Source organism: Micromonospora sp. NPDC093244 (assembly GCF_040683695.1).
Taxonomy (GTDB): Bacteria; Actinomycetota; Actinomycetes; order Mycobacteriales; family Micromonosporaceae; genus Micromonospora.
The window spans coordinates 94,318-109,745 of sequence record NZ_JBFBEO010000001.1; the positions used below are offsets into that span (position 1 = coordinate 94,318).

The following is a 15,428-nucleotide window of genomic DNA, read 5'->3' on the forward strand; positions in this document are numbered from 1 at the left end:
ACCGGAGGTAGCGCGTGTCGAAGGAGACCGAGAAGCAGCGTTGGCAACGCAACTTCGCCGACCTGTTGCAGGAGTTGCGGGTCGCCCAGACCGGGGTGCAGATCCTCTTCGCATTCCTGCTCACGCTGCCGTTCAGCAACGGGTTCACCAGGACCAGCGAATTCCAGCGTGACGTCTACATCGTGGCGTTGCTCGCGGCGGCCGCCGCCACCGCCATGATCATCTCGCCGGTGGCGTTCCACCGGGCACTGTTCCGGCAGGGGCGCAAGCCGGAACTGGTGCGGTTCGCCCACCGGATGGCCACCGGCGGTCTCGCCTTCATGCTCATCGCGATGGTCAGCGCGGTGCTGCTGATCACCGACTTCGTGCTGGACCGGCCGATCGCCTTCCTGCTCAGCGCCCTGACCGGGCTGTGGTTCCTCGTGTTCTGGATGATCCTGCCGTTCGCCCGGCGTAGCTGGGGTGAGGACGACATCGACGACGAGGACGACGACCCGGACGAGATCGCCGGTCGCTGAACGGACGCGTACGGCCAGAAGCCGATCTTCACGCAGCGCTACCCCTGGGTAACACCCGGGGGTAGCGTGGCGTTGAGGCGTACGCCGACGCAGCCGCATCGAGGTTCGAGGGGGCAGCCGTGACCACGACGCAGGACGGCCGACCGGCACCGGACGGCCCCGACTCCGAAGCCGCACCCGGCACCGCCGCCCCGTTGCCGGCAGAGGCCGGGCAGGTCTCCGAGAAGGAGGCCCGGCAGGTCGCCGAGGCGGCCCGCGAGTCCACCTGGGACCGGCCGAGCTTCGGCAAGGAGTTGTTCCTCGGTCGATTCCGGCTCGACCTCATCGACCCGTGGCCCCGCTCCGACCCGGACGACGTGGCCCGCGCCGAGGAGTTCCTCGGCCGGTTCCGCGCCTTCCTCGACTCCGAGGTGGACGGCGCGGCAATCGAACGGGACGCGTCCATTCCGGACGCCGTGTTCCACGGCCTGGCGGACCTCGGCGCGTTCGGCATGAAGATCGACAGGCGGTACGGCGGGCTGGGGCTCAGCAACCTGCACTACTGCCGGGCGCTGATGCTTGCCGGCTCGGTCAGCCCGGCGATCGGCGCGCTGCTCTCGGCGCACCAGTCGATCGGGGTGCCGCAGCCGCTGAAGATGTTCGGCACCGCCGAGCAGAAGCAGCGGTTCCTGCCCCGACTCGCCGCCGGCGAGGTCTCCGCGTTCCTGCTCACCGAACCGGACGTCGGCTCCGACCCCGCCCGGCTGGCCACCACCGCCGAGCCGACCGAGGACGGCACCGGCTACCGGCTCAACGGGGTGAAGCTCTGGGCCACCAACGGCATCGTCGCCACCCTGCTCGTGGTGATGGCCCGGGTGCCGGCGGGCGAGGGCCGGCGCGGCGGGATCACCGCGTTCGTGGTGGACGGCGACAGCGCCGGCATCACTGTCGAACGACGCAACGAGTTCGTCGGCCTGCGCGGCCTGGAAAACAGCCTCACCCGGTTCCACGACGTGTTCGTGCCCGCCGAGAACGTCATAGGCGGCGAGGGCAAGGGCCTCAAGATCGCGCTCACCACGTTGAACACCGGTCGGCTCTCGCTGCCGGCGATGTGCGTGGGTGCCGGCAAGTGGGCCTTGAACGTGGCCCGGGGGTGGGCCGCCGACCGGGTCCAGTGGGGTCGGCCGGTGGGCGAGCACGAGGCGGTCGCGCAGAAACTCTCGTTCATCGCCGCCACCACGTACGGCATGGAGACCATGCTGGACCTGTGCTGCCTGCTCGCCGACGACGACCGCAACGACATCCGGATCGAGGCGGCGCTGGTCAAGCTGTACGCCAGCGAGATGGCCTGGAAGATCGCCGACGAGCTGATCCAGATCCGGGGCGGCCGCGGGTACGAGACGGCAGACTCGCTGGCCGCCCGTGGCGAACGTGCCGCCGCCGTCGAACAGATGATGCGTGACCTGCGGATCAACCGGATCTTCGAGGGCTCCACCGAGATCATGCACCTGCTGATCGCCCGGGAGGCCGTGGACGCCCACCTGTCGGTGGCCGGCGACATCATCGACCCGGACGCGGGGCTCGGCCGCAAGGCCCGCGCCGGCGCCCGCGCCGGGGCCTTCTACGCGAAGTGGCTGCCGACCCTTGCCGTCGGCCGAGGTCAGAGACCTTCGGCGTACGCCGAGTTCGGGCCACTGGCCGCTCACCTGCGTCAGGTGGAACGGTCGTCGCGCAAGCTGGCCCGGTCGACGTTCTACGCGATGTCGCGCTGGCAGGGAAAGATGGAGCGCAAGCAGGCGTTCCTCGGCCGGGTGGTGGACATCGGCGCGGAGCTGTTCGCGATGTCGGCGGTCTGCGTCCGGGCGGTCGCCGAACGGGACGCCCGCCCGGAGAACGTCGAGCTGGCCGACCTGTTCTGCCGGCAGGCGCGGGTGCGGGTGGACGCCCTGTTTGCCGCCCTGTGGGACAACACCGACTCGGTCGACACCGCCGCCGCGAAGCGGATCCTCGCCGGCCGTTACGCGGGTCTGGAGGACTGGGTCATCACCCCGTCCGACGAGCTGCCGTGGGTGGCCCGCTGGTCGCCCGGCCCGTCCACCGCCGAGGACGTCCGCCGCCGCATCCCGCCGAAGCCGTAGCCCTCCCCGTTACCGCCCCGGCCGTGCTGCCGCGCGGGTGCGGCGCATGATCACGCTAGATCCTGGATCTAGTGGCATCCGTCCGACCACGAGGCCACTACTTCCTGGTTCGAGCACGAGCTTGAAATGTGGCGTGGTGTGGCGTGGCGCCGAGCGCTGTCAGCGGGCGACCGCCCAGGCGAGCACCCCCGCCAGGATCAGACCGTTGAGCACCGCCAGACCCAGGTACGCCGCGGGCGCGATCTTCCTGCCCCGCCGTACGAAGGAGACAAGCACGGCGGCGTAGACGAGCAGCAGTACGGCGATGGCGACCAGGAAGTAGAACACCCGACGACCTTAGCGGCCACGCCCGCGCAGCCCGAGCTGGCGCGGTGGTCGCAGGGCAGCGTCCCTTGATCAGGTGATGAAGAGAAGCTCTGCGGCGAGGGTGGAGAACTACTGTCCATCACCTGATCGTGGCGATCCCGCGTCTGCTCGGCGGGGCGGGGCGTGGCGGGGCGGGTCAGCGGCCACGCCCGCGCAGGCCGAGTTGACGCAGCTCCAGCGCGGCGAGGGCGTCGACAGTCTCGTCGTCGCCGCGTCGCCACGCCTCGGCGACGTCCGGCGCGATCCGGGTGAGCCGGCCCAGCGGCTGGGTGGCCAGCGCGCGCAGGGCGAGCAGATCCCGCCCGGCCGGTCCGGCGGCGAGCTTCGCCGCCGATCCGGCCCGGCGCATCCAGCGCACCCGCAGCGGCAGCCAGCCGAACAGCACGATGCCGAGGGGGAAGATCAGCACCGCGATGGCGAGCGCCAGGGCGAGCTGGTCGACGAGGTGCTGCTGGTCGCGGCCGGCGTCGGCGAGCCCACGGGCGGCGTCTGCGGCCCGCCGGAAGGGGGCGGTCAACTCGTCACCGACCAGCGGCACCCGGCCGACCTTGCCGCCGGCGTCGCCCAGGTTGTCGGCGAGCCCACTGCCGGCGCCCTCCAGCTTCTGCCCCGGTACGGCGAGCTTCTGCACCAGGTCGTGCAGCCACAGCGCGCCACGGATCGCGACGTACACCCAGGCGACGACGAGAAGGTCGGTGAGCAACTGGCGGGCGGCGGTCGGAAACCGATCGGCGTAGATTTTCACGCCGGACAGCGTGCCACGAACGCCCTCAGCCCGACACCCTCAGCGGACGCAGGCCGGGCAGGTGCCGAAGATCTCCAGGGTGTGGCTGACGTCTGCGTACCCGTGCTGCTCGGCCACCCGGTCGGCCCAGCTCTCCACGGCCGGGCCGGCCACCTCGACGGTACGGCCGCAGGCCCGGCAGACCAGGTGGTGGTGGTGTCCCTCGCTGCACCGGCGGTAGAGGTGCTCGCCGCCCGGCGGTCGCATCACGTCGATCTCGCCCGCGTCGGCGAGGCCTTGCAGGGTGCGGTAGACGGTGGTGAGACCGACCCGCTCACCGCGCTGGCGCAGCATCGCGTGCAGGTCCTGGGCGCTGTGGAAGCCGTCCATCTCGCCCAGCAGTGCGCTCACCGCCGAGCGCTGCCGGGTGTTGCGAACGGCGGCGCCGCTCTCGCTCATGATCCCTCCCCGGCGTGGCTCACCGCGTCCGCCACGATGTGCGCGACGTGCTCGTCGACCAGGTTGTACGCGATTTCCCGACCTCGACGCGAGCCCCGCACGACGCCCGCGCCCCGCAGCACGCGCAGGTGCTGGGAGACCAGCGGTTGTGCGGCGCCCAGCTTCTCCACAAGCTCGTGGACGCACCGTTCACCGTCGGCCAGCTCGCTGACGATGGCCAGCCGGATGGGGGCCGACAGGGCGCGGAGCAGTTCGCTGGCCCCGTCGAACGCCTCATAGCCCGCTGCGCCGGTCATCCTGCAACGGTAACGAATGCCGCAGGCGTCCCGCTGATCCGTCTCAGCGCAGCACGACCTCGTGCGGTTCCGGCGCCGGAACGGAGGACGGTGTGACCCGGCGGCGCAGCGCCCGCCAGATGCCCCCGGCCACGGCCACCACCAGGAAGGACGCGATCGCCACAAGCACCACCGAGGCGCCCGGGGCGGTGTCCGCCGTCGCCGCCACCCAGACGCCGGTGCCGGCCGCGAAGACCCCGAGTGCCATCGCGGCGGTCATCGTGCTGCGAAAGCCGCGGGTGACCTGCTGGGCGGCGGCCACCGGGACCACCATGAGCGCGCTGATCAGCAGCACCCCCACCGCGCGCATCGCGATGGTCACCGTGACCGCGGTGGTGACCGCGATCAGCAGGTTGAGGGTGCGCACCGGCAGGCCGGAGACCCGCGCGTACTCCTCGTCGTGGCTGACCGCGAAGAGCGCCGGCCGCAGCGCGATCATGGCGACGAGGATCGCCGTGCCGAGCACCGCGATGGTCGTCAGGTCGGCTGGCGAGATGGTGGTCAGCGACCCGAACAGGTAGGCGTTGAGGTTGGCGCTCGTCGCGTCGGAGAGACCGACCAGCAGCACACCGCCGGCGATGCCGCCGTAGAAGAGCAGGGCCAGGGCCAGGTCGCCGGAGGTACGCCCGCGGGAGCGGACCACCTCGATGGTGACCGCGCCGATGGTCGCCACGATCACCGCCACCAGCACCGGCGAACGGTTGAGCAGCAGGCCGGCGCCGACGCCTGTCAACGCCACGTGCCCGATGCCGTCGCCGATCAGCGTCAGCCGGCGCTGCACCAGGTAGATGCCGAGCGCCGGCGCGGCCAGGCCGATCACCAGCGCGGCGATCAGGGCCCGCTGCATGTACGGGTACTGGAAGAGTTCCATTGCTCAGCTGCTCCACAGCCCGGCGGGCTCGTCGGGACCGTGCGGGTGCACGTGGTCGTGGTCGGGCTCCGCGTGATGGCCGGCCGGGTCCGGCACCGGGCCGTCGTGGCAGATGCCACCCTCGTGTACGACGACAGCCCGGCTGATGACCGGCCGGAGCGGGCCCAGCTCGTGGGCCACCAGCAGCACCGTTCCGCCGTCGCCGACGAAGTCGCGCAGCGCGTCGGCGAACGCCTCCTGGCTGGCCGCGTCCACCCCGGCGGTGGGCTCGTCGAGGATCAGCAGCTCCGGCCGGCCGGCCAGTGCGCGGGCGATCAGGGTGCGCTGCTGCTGGCCACCGGAGAGGGTGGCCACCGGGTCGGCGGCCCGGTCGGCGAGACCCACCGCGCGCAGCGCGTCGTCGACGGCGGTGCGGTCGGCCGCGCCCGGAGGGCGGAGCAGACCCCGGCGGGCCAACCGGCCGGAGGCCACCACCTCGCGCACGGTGGCAGGTACGCCGCCGCCGGCGCCGAGGCGCTGCGGGACGTACCCGATGCGCTGCCACTGCCGGAACCGGCGCAGCGGCTGGCCGAAGAGGGTGATCGCGCCGGTGCTCAGCGGCACCAGGCCGAGCACCGCGCGGATCAGCGTGGATTTGCCGGAGCCGTTGGCGCCGAGCACCGCGACGACCTCCCCGGCGGTCACGGTGAGCGAGACGTCCCGGAGCACGGGGCGGCCGTCGTAGCCGACCGCCCCGTGCTCGACGGTGATGACGGGTGTGCTCACGAGCAGCTCAACGCCGTTCGCAGGGCCTGGAGGTTGGTACGCATCACCGAAAGGTAGTCGGCGCCGTCGCCGGCGGCGAGCCCTTCGAGCGGGTCGAGCACTGCGGTCTTCGCGCCCACCTGACCGGCGATGGTCTCGGCGACCTTCGGGCTGACAAGCGTCTCGAAGAAGATCGTGGTGGTCCGGTGTTCCCTGGCCTCCTCGATGACCTGCGCCAGCCGCCGCGGGGAGGGTTCGACGTCCGGGCTCAGCCCGGTGATGCCGACCTGGTCGAGCCGGTACCGGTCGGCGAGGTAGCCGAACGCGGTGTGGCTGGTCACGATCTCCCGCCGCTGGCAGGTCGCCAGGCCCGTGGTGAACTCGCCGTCAAGCGCCGTCAGGTCGGCGCGCAGCGCGGAGGCGCGGGCGGTGTAGTCGCCGGCGTGGTCCGGGTCGGCCTCGGCGAGCCGCTTGGCGAGCTGGTCGCCGATGGTGGCCAGCCGGGTCGGGTCGAGCCAGACGTGCGGGTCCTTGCCGCCGGTGTCCTCCTCGGCGTGCTCGCCCGCGCCCTCGTGGTCGTGCCCGGCGGCTGTCGCGTCCAGCAGTGGTTGCACGGTCGTCACGTCGAACGTCCGGTCACCGCCGTTCTGTGCGACGGCGTCGTCCACCGCCGGCTGGAAGCCCTTCAGGTAGACGATCAACTCGGCCTCGCTGACCTGGCCGACCTGCTTCGGGCTGAGTTCCAGGTCGTGCGGCTCGGCGCCGGGCTTGGCGAGGTTGGTCACCCGGACCGCGTCTCCGCCGATCCGCTCGGCGAGGAACTCCAGGGGGTAGAACGCGGCCACCACGTCGACTCGTTGCGGGTCGGCACCGGCGGCGCCGCCGGTCGAGCAGCCGGCCCCGGCGCCTAGGGCGAGCACTGCGGTCGCGGCGGCCAGGACGCGGGACGTGGTGCGGTTGGTCATGTCCCCAACTGTCCGTGGCAACGATAATGATTGTCAAAAACGCATGATTGCATGTCAGAGCAGCTTCGCCAGACCCACAGTTACCAGCAGGGTCAGCATCAGCAGCCGGATCAGCCGGGTCTGCGGCGACTGCACCGGCCAGGTCGTCGCCAACAGGGCAATCAGCACCGCCGCGAGCGCGAGCGTCAGCAGCCCACCGACGACACCTGGCGTGAAGAACGCCACAAGCACCACCACGAGGGTGAGCAGGAACACCGACGTCGGGTTCGCCCCGGCCAGACGCGCCAGCAGAGGGCGCTGCGTACGCTGCATCCCACAGACTCTACGAGGAGGAACCCCCGGTGCTGGTGACCAACCGGTTCGTGGTCGACGTCGATGTCGCCGACGACTTCACCGAACGGGCGCACGCCGCCCTCACCGCGCTGGCCGCCCGACCCGGCTACCTGCGAGGACAACTGGTCCGGGCGCTGGACGACCCCCGGCACTGGACGCTGCTCACCGAGTGGGAGTCGGTGGGCACCTACCGGCGGGCACTGGGCGCCTTCGAGGTCAAGGTCAGCGCCGTGCCGCTGCTCGCCGAGTCGATCGACGAACCGTCCGCGTACGAGGCCCTGGCCAGCGCCGCGCCCGGCGGGGCCGTGGTGGTCGCCGAGAGTGATCGGGCTGCGGGTCCTTACCGCTGAGCCGGCGGACACTACGCTGCTCCTATGACCGCACCCGCCCCGCCGCCCGGTCCCGGTGTGGCTCCGCCGTTCGCCGCGCCGCCCACCGAGGGCCGCCGGACCCGGCTCTGGATCGGCCTCGGCGTCGGCGCTCTGGCCCTGCTGCTCTGCTGCGGCGGGGGAGGCACAGCCGTCGTGGGCCTGTTCGTCACAGGCGTGCAGGCCGTCCGGGAGCAGGGCCGCACGGTGACCAGCGACTACTACCAGGCCCTCGTCGAGCGAAACTACGGCCGGGCGTACGAGCAGCTCTGCGACGACGCGCAGCGGCGCGAGTCCCGCCCCGAGTTCGAACGGCGGGCAGCTGCCGAACCGCAGGTGAGCGCGTACCGGGTGGGTGAGGTGGACACCACCAACCTGACGGTGCCTGTCGACGTGACACTCGAGGGCGGTGACCGGGAACAGCAGCAGGTCACCCTTGGCTCGGACAGCCAGACCGGTGGCATGGAGGTCTGCGGGGTGAGCTGACCGGCTCCCGGTATTCTGCTGGGTTCGGGGCGACGGTGACCGTACCGTTGGCCCGAACTGACCGTTCCATCCATATCTCGCCCCCCGCCGACCGCCAGCCGGCGTAGGAGGAAACATGCCAGTCGACCGTATCGACGCCGTCGTCAGCCTCGCCAAGCGCCGAGGCTTCGTCTTCCCCTCCAGCGAGATCTACGGAGGCACCCGATCAGCGTGGGACTACGGGCCGCTCGGCGTTGAACTCAAGGAGAACGTCCGCCGGCAGTGGTGGAAGACGATGGTCCAGCAGCGCGACGACGTGGTCGGCCTCGACTCCGCCGTGATCCTGGCCCGCAGGGTGTGGGAGGCGTCCGGCCACATCGCCGAGTTCGTCGACCCGCTCACCGAGTGCCAGTTCTGCCACAAGCGTTTCCGGGCGGACCACCTGGAGGAGGCGTACGCCGAGAAGCACGGCAAGCCGCTGACCTCGCTCGCCGAGCTGAACTGCCCCAACTGCGGCAACAAGGGCACCTTCACCGAGCCGAAGATGTTCAACGGCCTGATGAAGACGTACCTGGGCCCGGTGGAGAGCGACGAGGGTCTGCACTACCTGCGTCCGGAGACCGCGCAGGGCATCTTCGTGAACTACAAGAACGTCGAGACGGTCGCCCGCAAGAAGCCGCCGTTCGGCATCGCGCAGACCGGCAAGTCGTTCCGCAACGAGATCACGCCCGGCAACTTCATCTTCCGGACCCGCGAGTTCGAGCAGATGGAGATGGAGTTCTTCGTCGAGCCGGGCACCGACGAGCAGTGGCACGAGTACTGGCTCCAGGAGCGCTGGAACTGGTATCTCGACCTGGGCCTGTCGGCTGACAATCTGCGCCTGTTCGAACACCCCAAGGAGAAGCTCTCCCACTACTCGAAGCGCACTGTCGACATCGAGTACCGCTTCCAGTTCGGCGGCACGGAGTTCGCCGAGCTGGAGGGCGTCGCCAACCGCACCGACTTCGACCTGTCCACGCACAGCAAGCACTCGGGTGTCGACCTGTCGTACTTCGACCAGACCAAGAGTGAGCGCTGGATGCCGTACGTCATCGAGCCGGCCGCCGGTCTGACCCGCGCGGTGCTCGCCTTCCTGCTCGAGGCGTACGACGAGGACGAGGCGCCGAACACCAAGGGCGGCGTGGACAAGCGCACGGTGATGCGGTTCGACCCGCGGCTGGCCCCGGTCAAGGTTGCGGTGCTGCCGCTGTCGCGCAACGAGGCGTTGTCGCCGAAGGCGAAGGACCTCGCGGCGCTGCTGCGTAAGCGTTGGGTGGTGGAGTTCGATGACTCGCAGGCGATCGGTCGCCGCTACCGCCGGCAGGACGAGATCGGCACCCCGTTCTGCGTGACTGTCGACTTCGACACCCTTGACGACAACGCCGTGACGGTGCGCAACCGGGACACCATGGCCCAGGAGCGGGTCTCCCTGGATCAGGTCGAGCGGTACCTGATCGAGCGCCTCCCGGGCTGCTGAGGTGTAAGGAAGGGCCCCTTCCTAACGCCTCAGGTATAGGAGGGGCCCCTTCCTAACTCCGTTGTTCCGTGAGCTGAGCTGAGCGGCGCAGCGCAGAGCGGAGCAGCGGGGCTGAGTCGCGTGGAGCGCCCGTACTCGATCAGGCCATTGCATGCTCCGGGCCGGCCGGATCGACGCGGACCCGGAGCGTGGCGCCGACGCCCTGCCGGGACTCGTACGCGTCCTCGACAGTTCGTCGAATGCGGTTCGGGTGGCGCCGTAGCTGTGCCGGCGTGACGTGCAGAACCAGGACGCCGTGCCGACTCAGCTCGTTGTGCCGCTCCAACGTCCGGGCCCAGTCGCTCGGGCTGAAGTGGTACTCCTGCGAATCGACCTCCAGCGCCACCGCCGAGTCGGTGAGATACCCGTCCGGCGTCGGCAGCGCCGCCCCGTCGAGCGTACGAAGGCGGGGATTCCACCGAATCTCCGGCAGGATCGGGCTGTCCGCCAGGCACTCGCGCAGCTCCGCCTCCGGAGCCGACCGGGTGCCGGCCAGGACCTCCGCGTACGCCATCCTGATCAGCGCGGTGCGACTGCGCCGCGCCCGGCGGATCTCCTCGTCAAGCCGGCCGAGGTCGGTGAAACCGCGCTGGACGGACTCGGCGACGATGGCCCGCACCGGGCGAAGCTGCCGAAGGTCGCGAGCCGCGTCCACCACCGCCCGCGCCGGCGAGCAAACCGCATAGGGCGCGCTCGACCGCGGCCAGGCGTCCAGTGCCAGGGCTCGCCGAACAACGGCGTAGTCCGCCGACCGGCGCCGCGCGTAGTGCGGCACCACCAGGTGTACGTCGGTGTTACGCGGAATCTGCCGGAACCCGTACCAGGCGAGCGCGGCCAAGCTGGTGAGCTGCGCCTGCGGCCCGGCGTAGAGCGCTGCGGAGATCCGCCGTTGTTCATCGGTCAGTACGCCCGTGAACAGGGCGTACGTCGCCGGCAGGACGCGTTGCCACTGGCCGCGACGGGCCTGGCGGTACAGGTACATGTCGTCGTAGCCGGCGGCGAGCAACTGAGCTCGGGTGACGATGTGCTGTTGCCGCTCGGCCGTCGCCGCCAGCTCAGGTGGATGTTCACGCATGGCCGCAGCCTGGCCGCCGGAACCAGGCCCTGTCCTGCCCCGTCGTTCGGCCTGTGGAAACTCCTGCCGGCTGTGGACAACTCCGTCGATCATCGCGGGGTGTGATATGCGTCGTGTAAGGAAGGGCCCCTTCCTATGCACCAGGCGTTAAGCAGGGGCCCTTCCTTACACTTGTGCGGTGACTGCCATGGGCCCTCTTACTCTCGGGCCGCACCAGGTGTGGCCACCCGTGGTCCTCGCGCCGATGGCGGGGATCACCAACGTCGGGTTCCGTCGGCTCTGCCGGGAGCAGGGCGGCGGCATCTACGTCTGCGAGATGATCACCACCCGGGCGCTCGTCGAGCGGAACCCGAAGACGCTGCGCATGATCGCGTTCGGTGATGACGAGAAGCCCCGCAGCCTCCAGCTCTACGGCACCGACCCGGAGGTCACCGCCGCGGCCGTGCGCATCGTCGTGGAGCGCAATCTGGCCGACCACATCGATCTCAACTTCGGCTGCCCCGTACCCAAGGTCACCCGGCGTGGCGGCGGCGCGGCGTTGCCCTGGCGGCGCCGGCTCTTCGCCCGGCTGGTGACGGCCGCGGTCGCCGCCGCGTCGCCGGCCGGGGTGCCGGTCACCGTGAAGATGCGCAAGGGCATCGACGACGACCATCTGACGTACGTCGAAGCCGGGCTGGCCGCGCAGGAGGCGGGCGTCGCCGCGGTGGCCCTGCACGGGCGCACGGCCGCGCAGCGGTACTCGGGCACCGCCGACTGGGACGCCATCGCCACGTTGAAGCAGGCACTCGACGTGCCGGTGCTCGGCAACGGCGACATCTGGGAGGCGGAGGACGCGCTGCGGATGGTCGCGCACACAGGTGTCGACGGCGTGGTGATCGGCCGTGGCTGCCTGGGCCGGCCGTGGCTCTTCGCCGACCTGGAGGCCGCCTTCAACGGCAGGCCGGAGCGGCGGATGCCGAGCCTGGGCGAGGTGGCGGTGACCATGCGCCGGCACGCCGAGCTGCTTGTCGACCAGTTCGTGGCGGGCGCACGCAACCCGGCCCGGGGCGAGCGGGACGGCTGCACCGACTTCCGCAAGCACGTCGCCTGGTACCTCAAGGGCTTCCCGGTCGGCGGGGAGCTGCGCCGATCGCTGGCGATGATCGAGAGCCTGGCCCAGCTCGACGATCTGCTCGGCAAGCTCGACCCGGCGGAGCCGTTCCCGGTGACGGCGCTGGGCCAGCCACGCGGGCGGACGAACTCGCCGGGCAAGGTCGCACTGCCCGACGGTTGGCTGGCCAGCCGGGACGACGACACGGTCCCCGAGGGCGCCGAGATGGACGACTCCGGCGGCTGAGCCCTCGGTCTGCGACGGGGTTGCCATCGGCGGGCGAGTCTCTGCCGGGTGCCGACCCGGTCCCGCCGGCCGCAGGGGTCGGACGTAGGTGGAGCCCATCACACAACCAACGGGCCCGCGCCGGGTGCTCGTCGCCGAGAGCCGCGCAACTTCGGGGATGTTGGTGTCTCCTGCGTGTCGGAAGCAGCAACATCCCCGATGTTGTGAGGATCTTGGGCGCTGGGCGCTGGGCGCTGGGCGCTGGGCGCTGGGCGCTGGGCGCTGGGCGCTGGGCGCTGGGCGCTGGGCGCTGGGCGCTGGGCGGACCTGGACATGCCGAAGGGCCGGTCCCCGTGGTGGGGTCCGGCCCTTCGTCGTTGGGTGGTGCTCAGCTGGTGGCGTAGCCGCGGGTGGCGATCCAGTCGGCGAGGTGCTCGACGGGCACCTCGTAGGAGGCGGTGTTCGGGTCGGCGGAGTCGGCGATCTTCACCGTCTGGCCGTTGTCGCGGTAGCCGACGACGCTGATGTAGTGCCCGCCCTCGAAGGAGTGCACGCCGCCGTCGGTGTCGGTGGTGGTGCCGGCGATGTTGGCGACCACGGCCCGACCGTCGTCGACGGTCTTGACGATGTCGGCGCGCAGCTTGTCGGTCTGCTTGTCGTCGGCCGCCGGGGTGCTGATCTCGACGGAGCGGTAGGCGTCGTTCTTGCCGGTCTCCTTGTTCAGCACGGGGGTGATGTCGTTGATGGAGTTGGTGCCGGCTTCGGTGGTGCCCATCTCCTTGGCCATGGCGTCGACGCTGATGTCCTTGCCCTGCACACTCAGCGCGTTACGGGCGGCGGCGGGGCCGCAGTAGTAGAAGTTCGGCTGGGCCTCGTAGCGCACGCCCAGCTGACGCTCACCGTGACCGTTGCGGTCGGTTTGCGTCTGCGCGGTGGGCTTGGCGTCCGACGCGGCATACGCGGTGGTGACCGGTCCGGCGATGGCGCCACCGGTGAACGCGAGGCCGGCGGCGGTCAGTGCGGTCTTACGAATCAGATCGGTACGCATGATGGCGTGCTCCTCTGCTTCATCGGGGGTTCCGCGCGGCGTGTCGGGGGACAGGTCCCGCGCGGGAGTTCGGGGGATGTTCTCGCCCGGCGGCCCGTGGGCCGGCGTCGGGACGGATCACAACGGTCCGGGGCGGCGGATCATTCCACCGGGATCCTCGGCCCGTGCTGTTCGACTGTGCAGGGGATGTAACCGGGGTGGCCCGGCCGGTGTTCCCGGCGGCCGCCCCGCACCGTGTTCGAGTCGGCGGCGGATGTCTCCGCGTACGACCCGAGAGTCGCGGTGGCGTGCCAGATATAACGGCCCGGCCCGGCCCGGGATTCCGCCACCGGGGTGGCCTCGACCACGGGACGAACCGCCCGATACCGGACAGGCGGATCGGCCGGAGCCCCGCGTGCGAATCGATTCGGTTGTTATGTCGGGTTGACGCCTGCGGGGATGGTTCGGCGCTGTCCAGGGATCGCCGGGGTGCTCGGCCACGGGATCTCGGGGGCTCGGTGGAAGGTGATGCCGGCGGCGTCCCAGCGTGGGCCGTGGCCGGCCAGGCGGTCGCGGAAGCCGTTCCAGTCGTGGGTCGCCCGGGGCGACCAGCCCAGCTCGGCGATGGCGGGGAGCCGGGGCAGCAGCAGGAACTCGATGTCGGCAAGCGAGGTGACCGATTCGGTCCAGAGCGGGGCCTCCACCCCGATGACCGCCGTCGAGGGCACGCCGGTGACGTGCATGCCCGGGTCCCAGTCGTACGCCTTCCGTACGTCGATCAGGCCGGCCCAGTCGTGCCCGATCGGGGTGTCCGGGGCGTACTTCATGTCCAGGTAGGCGTGGTTGCCGGGGGAGACGATCAGTCGGGCGCCCCGGTGTACGGCCTCGGCCGTGGTGGGGTCTTCGCCGTTGGTGCCCCACCACTGCAGGACCCGGCCGTCGAGGTGGGCGGCCGGTGCGAGCTGGTGCCAACCCACGACGGTCTTGCCGAGGTCGGCCACGATGCGCTGGACCCGCTCGACGAAACCGGTGTAGACCTCGCCGGTGACCTTGAACGCCTCGTCACCACCGATGTGCAGCCACGGCCCGGGGGTGAGCGCGGCCACCTCGCCCAGAACGTCGGCGACGAAGTCGTACGTCCGCTCGTCGGCCGGGTCGACGTAGCTGAAACCGACCTCGGTGCCGGTGTACGGCGGTGGCGCGAGCTTGTCCGGTGCCAGCTCCGGGTACGCGACGAGCGCCGCGTTCGTGTGGCCGGGGAGGTCGATCTCCGGGACAACTGTGATGTGCCTGGTGGCCGCGTAGGAGACGATCCGCGCGTAGTCGGCAGTTGTGTAGTGCCCGCCGGGGCCGCCGCCGACCTCGGTCGTCCCGCCGACGGTGGTCAGCTTCGGCCAGGAGTCGACGGCGATTCGCCAGCCCTGGTCGTCGGTGAGGTGCAGGTGCAGATGGTTGAGCTTGTAGCGGGCCAGGTGGTCGATCACCCGCAGCACGTCGTCGACGGCGAAGAAGTGCCGCGCGACGTCGAGCATTGCGCCCCGGTACGGGAAGCGGGGCGCGTCGGTGATCGTCCCGCCGGGCAGCGCCCAGTGCGCGGCGACCGGGGTCGGGCTCTCGATGGCCGCCGGCAACAGTTGGCGCAGGGTCTGCACGCCGTGGAAGAGGCCGGTGGCGGTGCCGGCGGTGAGGCGTACCCCGGTGGTGGTGACGTCGAGCCGGTAGCCCTCCGGGCCGAGGTCGGCGGCGGTCCGGTCCAGCACCAGCGCGATGCCGTGGGCCGGCGCGGCAGCCTCGGTGACCGGGAGCGGATAGCCGGTGGCCGGGCGCAGCAGCTCGGCGAGCTGTTCCGCGACGGCCAGCGCGGCGGGGTCGGCGCCGGCCACGATCGCGGCGTCGGCCGGCAGCACCCAGTCCGCGGTCGGGTCCGGCTGGACCTGCTGCGGGGCGGGCACGACGTCGGCGAGCCGGTGCGGGGTCGCCGTGGTGAGCGCCGTGACCGCGCTCTGCTCGGCCGTGCGGGCCAGCGTCGCCGCGTCCGGCTCCCCGACCGACAGTGGCGCGGGCGCAGCGGTGGGGCCGGAGGAGGGGATGGTCGACACGGCGGCGACTCCGGGGGTGTATTCGCGTCGGTTATGGCAAAAGCGACGTTCACCGGCTGGCGTGCCATCAAGCGTACGGCGCTCGGCCTCGA

Annotated in this window: 17 protein-coding genes; 6 read left to right on the plus strand and 11 right to left on the minus strand. The window is 71.2% G+C overall.

The window, feature by feature from the left end:
- Positions 1–14 precede the first annotated feature (14 nt).
- On the plus strand, positions 15–518 hold the full coding sequence (locus tag AB0N27_RS00485) for a DUF6328 family protein (protein WP_364362297.1): 504 nt from the start codon (positions 15–17) through the stop codon (positions 516–518).
- A gap of 119 nt (positions 519–637) precedes the next feature.
- Positions 638–2,635, plus strand: coding sequence for an acyl-CoA dehydrogenase family protein (locus AB0N27_RS00490; RefSeq protein ID WP_364362298.1), 1,998 nt, complete (start codon positions 638–640; stop codon positions 2,633–2,635).
- Positions 2,636–2,794: 159 nt separating this feature from the next.
- Here AB0N27_RS00490 and AB0N27_RS00495 read toward each other — a convergent pair whose 3' ends face one another.
- The 8 genes from AB0N27_RS00495 to AB0N27_RS00530 all read right to left on the minus strand — a co-directional run bounded on the left by AB0N27_RS00495 (position 2,795) and on the right by AB0N27_RS00530 (position 7,411).
- Positions 2,795–2,962 carry a hypothetical protein gene (locus tag AB0N27_RS00495; protein ID WP_364362299.1) on the minus strand — a complete coding sequence of 56 codons (168 nt, stop codon included), beginning with the start codon at positions 2,960–2,962 and terminating at the stop codon, positions 2,795–2,797.
- Positions 2,963–3,137: 175 nt separating this feature from the next.
- The gene (locus AB0N27_RS00500; protein WP_364362300.1) at positions 3,138–3,746 is read right to left on the minus strand and encodes a hypothetical protein; all 609 of its coding nucleotides are present in this window, start codon (positions 3,744–3,746) and stop codon (positions 3,138–3,140) included.
- 39 nt (positions 3,747–3,785) lie between these two features.
- The gene (locus tag AB0N27_RS00505; RefSeq protein WP_357985976.1) at positions 3,786–4,184 is read right to left on the minus strand and encodes a Fur family transcriptional regulator; all 399 of its coding nucleotides are present in this window, start codon (positions 4,182–4,184) and stop codon (positions 3,786–3,788) included.
- Complete coding sequence (locus AB0N27_RS00510; RefSeq protein ID WP_139587399.1) at positions 4,181–4,480, minus strand: metalloregulator ArsR/SmtB family transcription factor; 300 nt, start codon at positions 4,478–4,480, stop codon at positions 4,181–4,183. The genes AB0N27_RS00505 and AB0N27_RS00510 overlap by 4 nt, the downstream gene beginning before the upstream one ends.
- Positions 4,481–4,523: 43 nt before the next feature.
- A complete protein-coding gene (locus AB0N27_RS00515; protein ID WP_364362301.1) occupies positions 4,524–5,390 on the minus strand; it encodes a metal ABC transporter permease in 867 nt (288 codons plus the stop codon).
- A gap of 3 nt (positions 5,391–5,393) precedes the next feature.
- On the minus strand, positions 5,394–6,155 hold the full coding sequence (locus AB0N27_RS00520) for a metal ABC transporter ATP-binding protein (protein ID WP_364362302.1): 762 nt from the start codon (positions 6,153–6,155) through the stop codon (positions 5,394–5,396).
- A complete protein-coding gene (locus AB0N27_RS00525; protein ID WP_364362303.1) occupies positions 6,152–7,099 on the minus strand; it encodes a metal ABC transporter substrate-binding protein in 948 nt (315 codons plus the stop codon). The genes AB0N27_RS00520 and AB0N27_RS00525 overlap by 4 nt, the downstream gene beginning before the upstream one ends.
- A gap of 54 nt (positions 7,100–7,153) precedes the next feature.
- Entirely contained in the window at positions 7,154–7,411 is a 258-nt protein-coding gene (locus AB0N27_RS00530; protein WP_364362304.1) for a hypothetical protein, read from the minus strand.
- 29 nt (positions 7,412–7,440) lie between these two features.
- On the opposite strand from AB0N27_RS00530, the gene AB0N27_RS00535 reads away from it, so the two are divergent.
- From AB0N27_RS00535 to AB0N27_RS00545, 3 genes are all read left to right on the plus strand, one after another.
- Positions 7,441–7,782, plus strand: a complete 342-nt coding sequence (locus tag AB0N27_RS00535) for an antibiotic biosynthesis monooxygenase (protein ID WP_139587394.1) — start codon at positions 7,441–7,443, stop codon at positions 7,780–7,782.
- A gap of 24 nt (positions 7,783–7,806) precedes the next feature.
- Positions 7,807–8,286, plus strand: a complete 480-nt coding sequence (locus tag AB0N27_RS00540; protein WP_364362305.1) for a hypothetical protein — start codon at positions 7,807–7,809, stop codon at positions 8,284–8,286.
- A gap of 115 nt (positions 8,287–8,401) precedes the next feature.
- On the plus strand, positions 8,402–9,781 hold the full coding sequence (locus AB0N27_RS00545) for a glycine--tRNA ligase (RefSeq protein WP_364362306.1): 1,380 nt from the start codon (positions 8,402–8,404) through the stop codon (positions 9,779–9,781).
- A gap of 139 nt (positions 9,782–9,920) precedes the next feature.
- Here the strand turns inward: AB0N27_RS00545 and AB0N27_RS00550 are convergent, their stop codons facing one another.
- Positions 9,921–10,895: a type IV toxin-antitoxin system AbiEi family antitoxin domain-containing protein gene (locus AB0N27_RS00550; protein ID WP_364362307.1), complete on the minus strand. Its 975-nt coding sequence runs from the start codon at positions 10,893–10,895 to the stop codon at positions 9,921–9,923.
- 187 nt (positions 10,896–11,082) lie between these two features.
- Between AB0N27_RS00550 and dusB the strand changes: the two genes are divergently transcribed.
- Entirely contained in the window at positions 11,083–12,231 is a 1,149-nt protein-coding gene (dusB, locus tag AB0N27_RS00555) for a tRNA dihydrouridine synthase DusB (RefSeq protein WP_364362308.1), read from the plus strand.
- Positions 12,232–12,598: 367 nt separating this feature from the next.
- Here dusB and AB0N27_RS00560 read toward each other — a convergent pair whose 3' ends face one another.
- Both AB0N27_RS00560 and AB0N27_RS00565 read right to left on the minus strand, forming a co-directional pair.
- Positions 12,599–13,258 carry a C39 family peptidase gene (locus AB0N27_RS00560; protein ID WP_364362309.1) on the minus strand — a complete coding sequence of 220 codons (660 nt, stop codon included), beginning with the start codon at positions 13,256–13,258 and terminating at the stop codon, positions 12,599–12,601.
- Between the two features lie 413 nt (positions 13,259–13,671).
- Positions 13,672–15,336, minus strand: a complete 1,665-nt coding sequence (locus tag AB0N27_RS00565; protein ID WP_364362310.1) for a beta-N-acetylhexosaminidase — start codon at positions 15,334–15,336, stop codon at positions 13,672–13,674.
- Positions 15,337–15,428: the final 92 nt, after the last annotated feature.

What these genes read in the sequence shown, in the direction of transcription:
- AB0N27_RS00550 (WP_364362307.1), bottom strand. Translation starts at nt 10,895, where the DNA reads ATGCGTGAACATCCACCTGAGCTGGCGGCGACGGCCGAGCGGCAACAG.
- AB0N27_RS00560 (WP_364362309.1), bottom strand. Translation starts at nt 13,258, where the DNA reads ATGCGTACCGATCTGATTCGTAAGACCGCACTGACCGCCGCCGGCCTC.
- AB0N27_RS00530 (WP_364362304.1), bottom strand. Translation starts at nt 7,411, where the DNA reads ATGCAGCGTACGCAGCGCCCTCTGCTGGCGCGTCTGGCCGGGGCGAAC.
- AB0N27_RS00525 (WP_364362303.1), bottom strand. Translation starts at nt 7,099, where the DNA reads ATGACCAACCGCACCACGTCCCGCGTCCTGGCCGCCGCGACCGCAGTG.
- AB0N27_RS00510 (WP_139587399.1), bottom strand. Translation starts at nt 4,480, where the DNA reads ATGACCGGCGCAGCGGGCTATGAGGCGTTCGACGGGGCCAGCGAACTG.
- AB0N27_RS00505 (WP_357985976.1), bottom strand. Translation starts at nt 4,184, where the DNA reads ATGAGCGAGAGCGGCGCCGCCGTTCGCAACACCCGGCAGCGCTCGGCG.
- AB0N27_RS00545 (WP_364362306.1), top strand. Translation starts at nt 8,402, where the DNA reads ATGCCAGTCGACCGTATCGACGCCGTCGTCAGCCTCGCCAAGCGCCGA.
- dusB (WP_364362308.1), top strand. Translation starts at nt 11,083, where the DNA reads ATGGGCCCTCTTACTCTCGGGCCGCACCAGGTGTGGCCACCCGTGGTC.
- AB0N27_RS00540 (WP_364362305.1), top strand. Translation starts at nt 7,807, where the DNA reads ATGACCGCACCCGCCCCGCCGCCCGGTCCCGGTGTGGCTCCGCCGTTC.
- AB0N27_RS00515 (WP_364362301.1), bottom strand. Translation starts at nt 5,390, where the DNA reads ATGGAACTCTTCCAGTACCCGTACATGCAGCGGGCCCTGATCGCCGCG.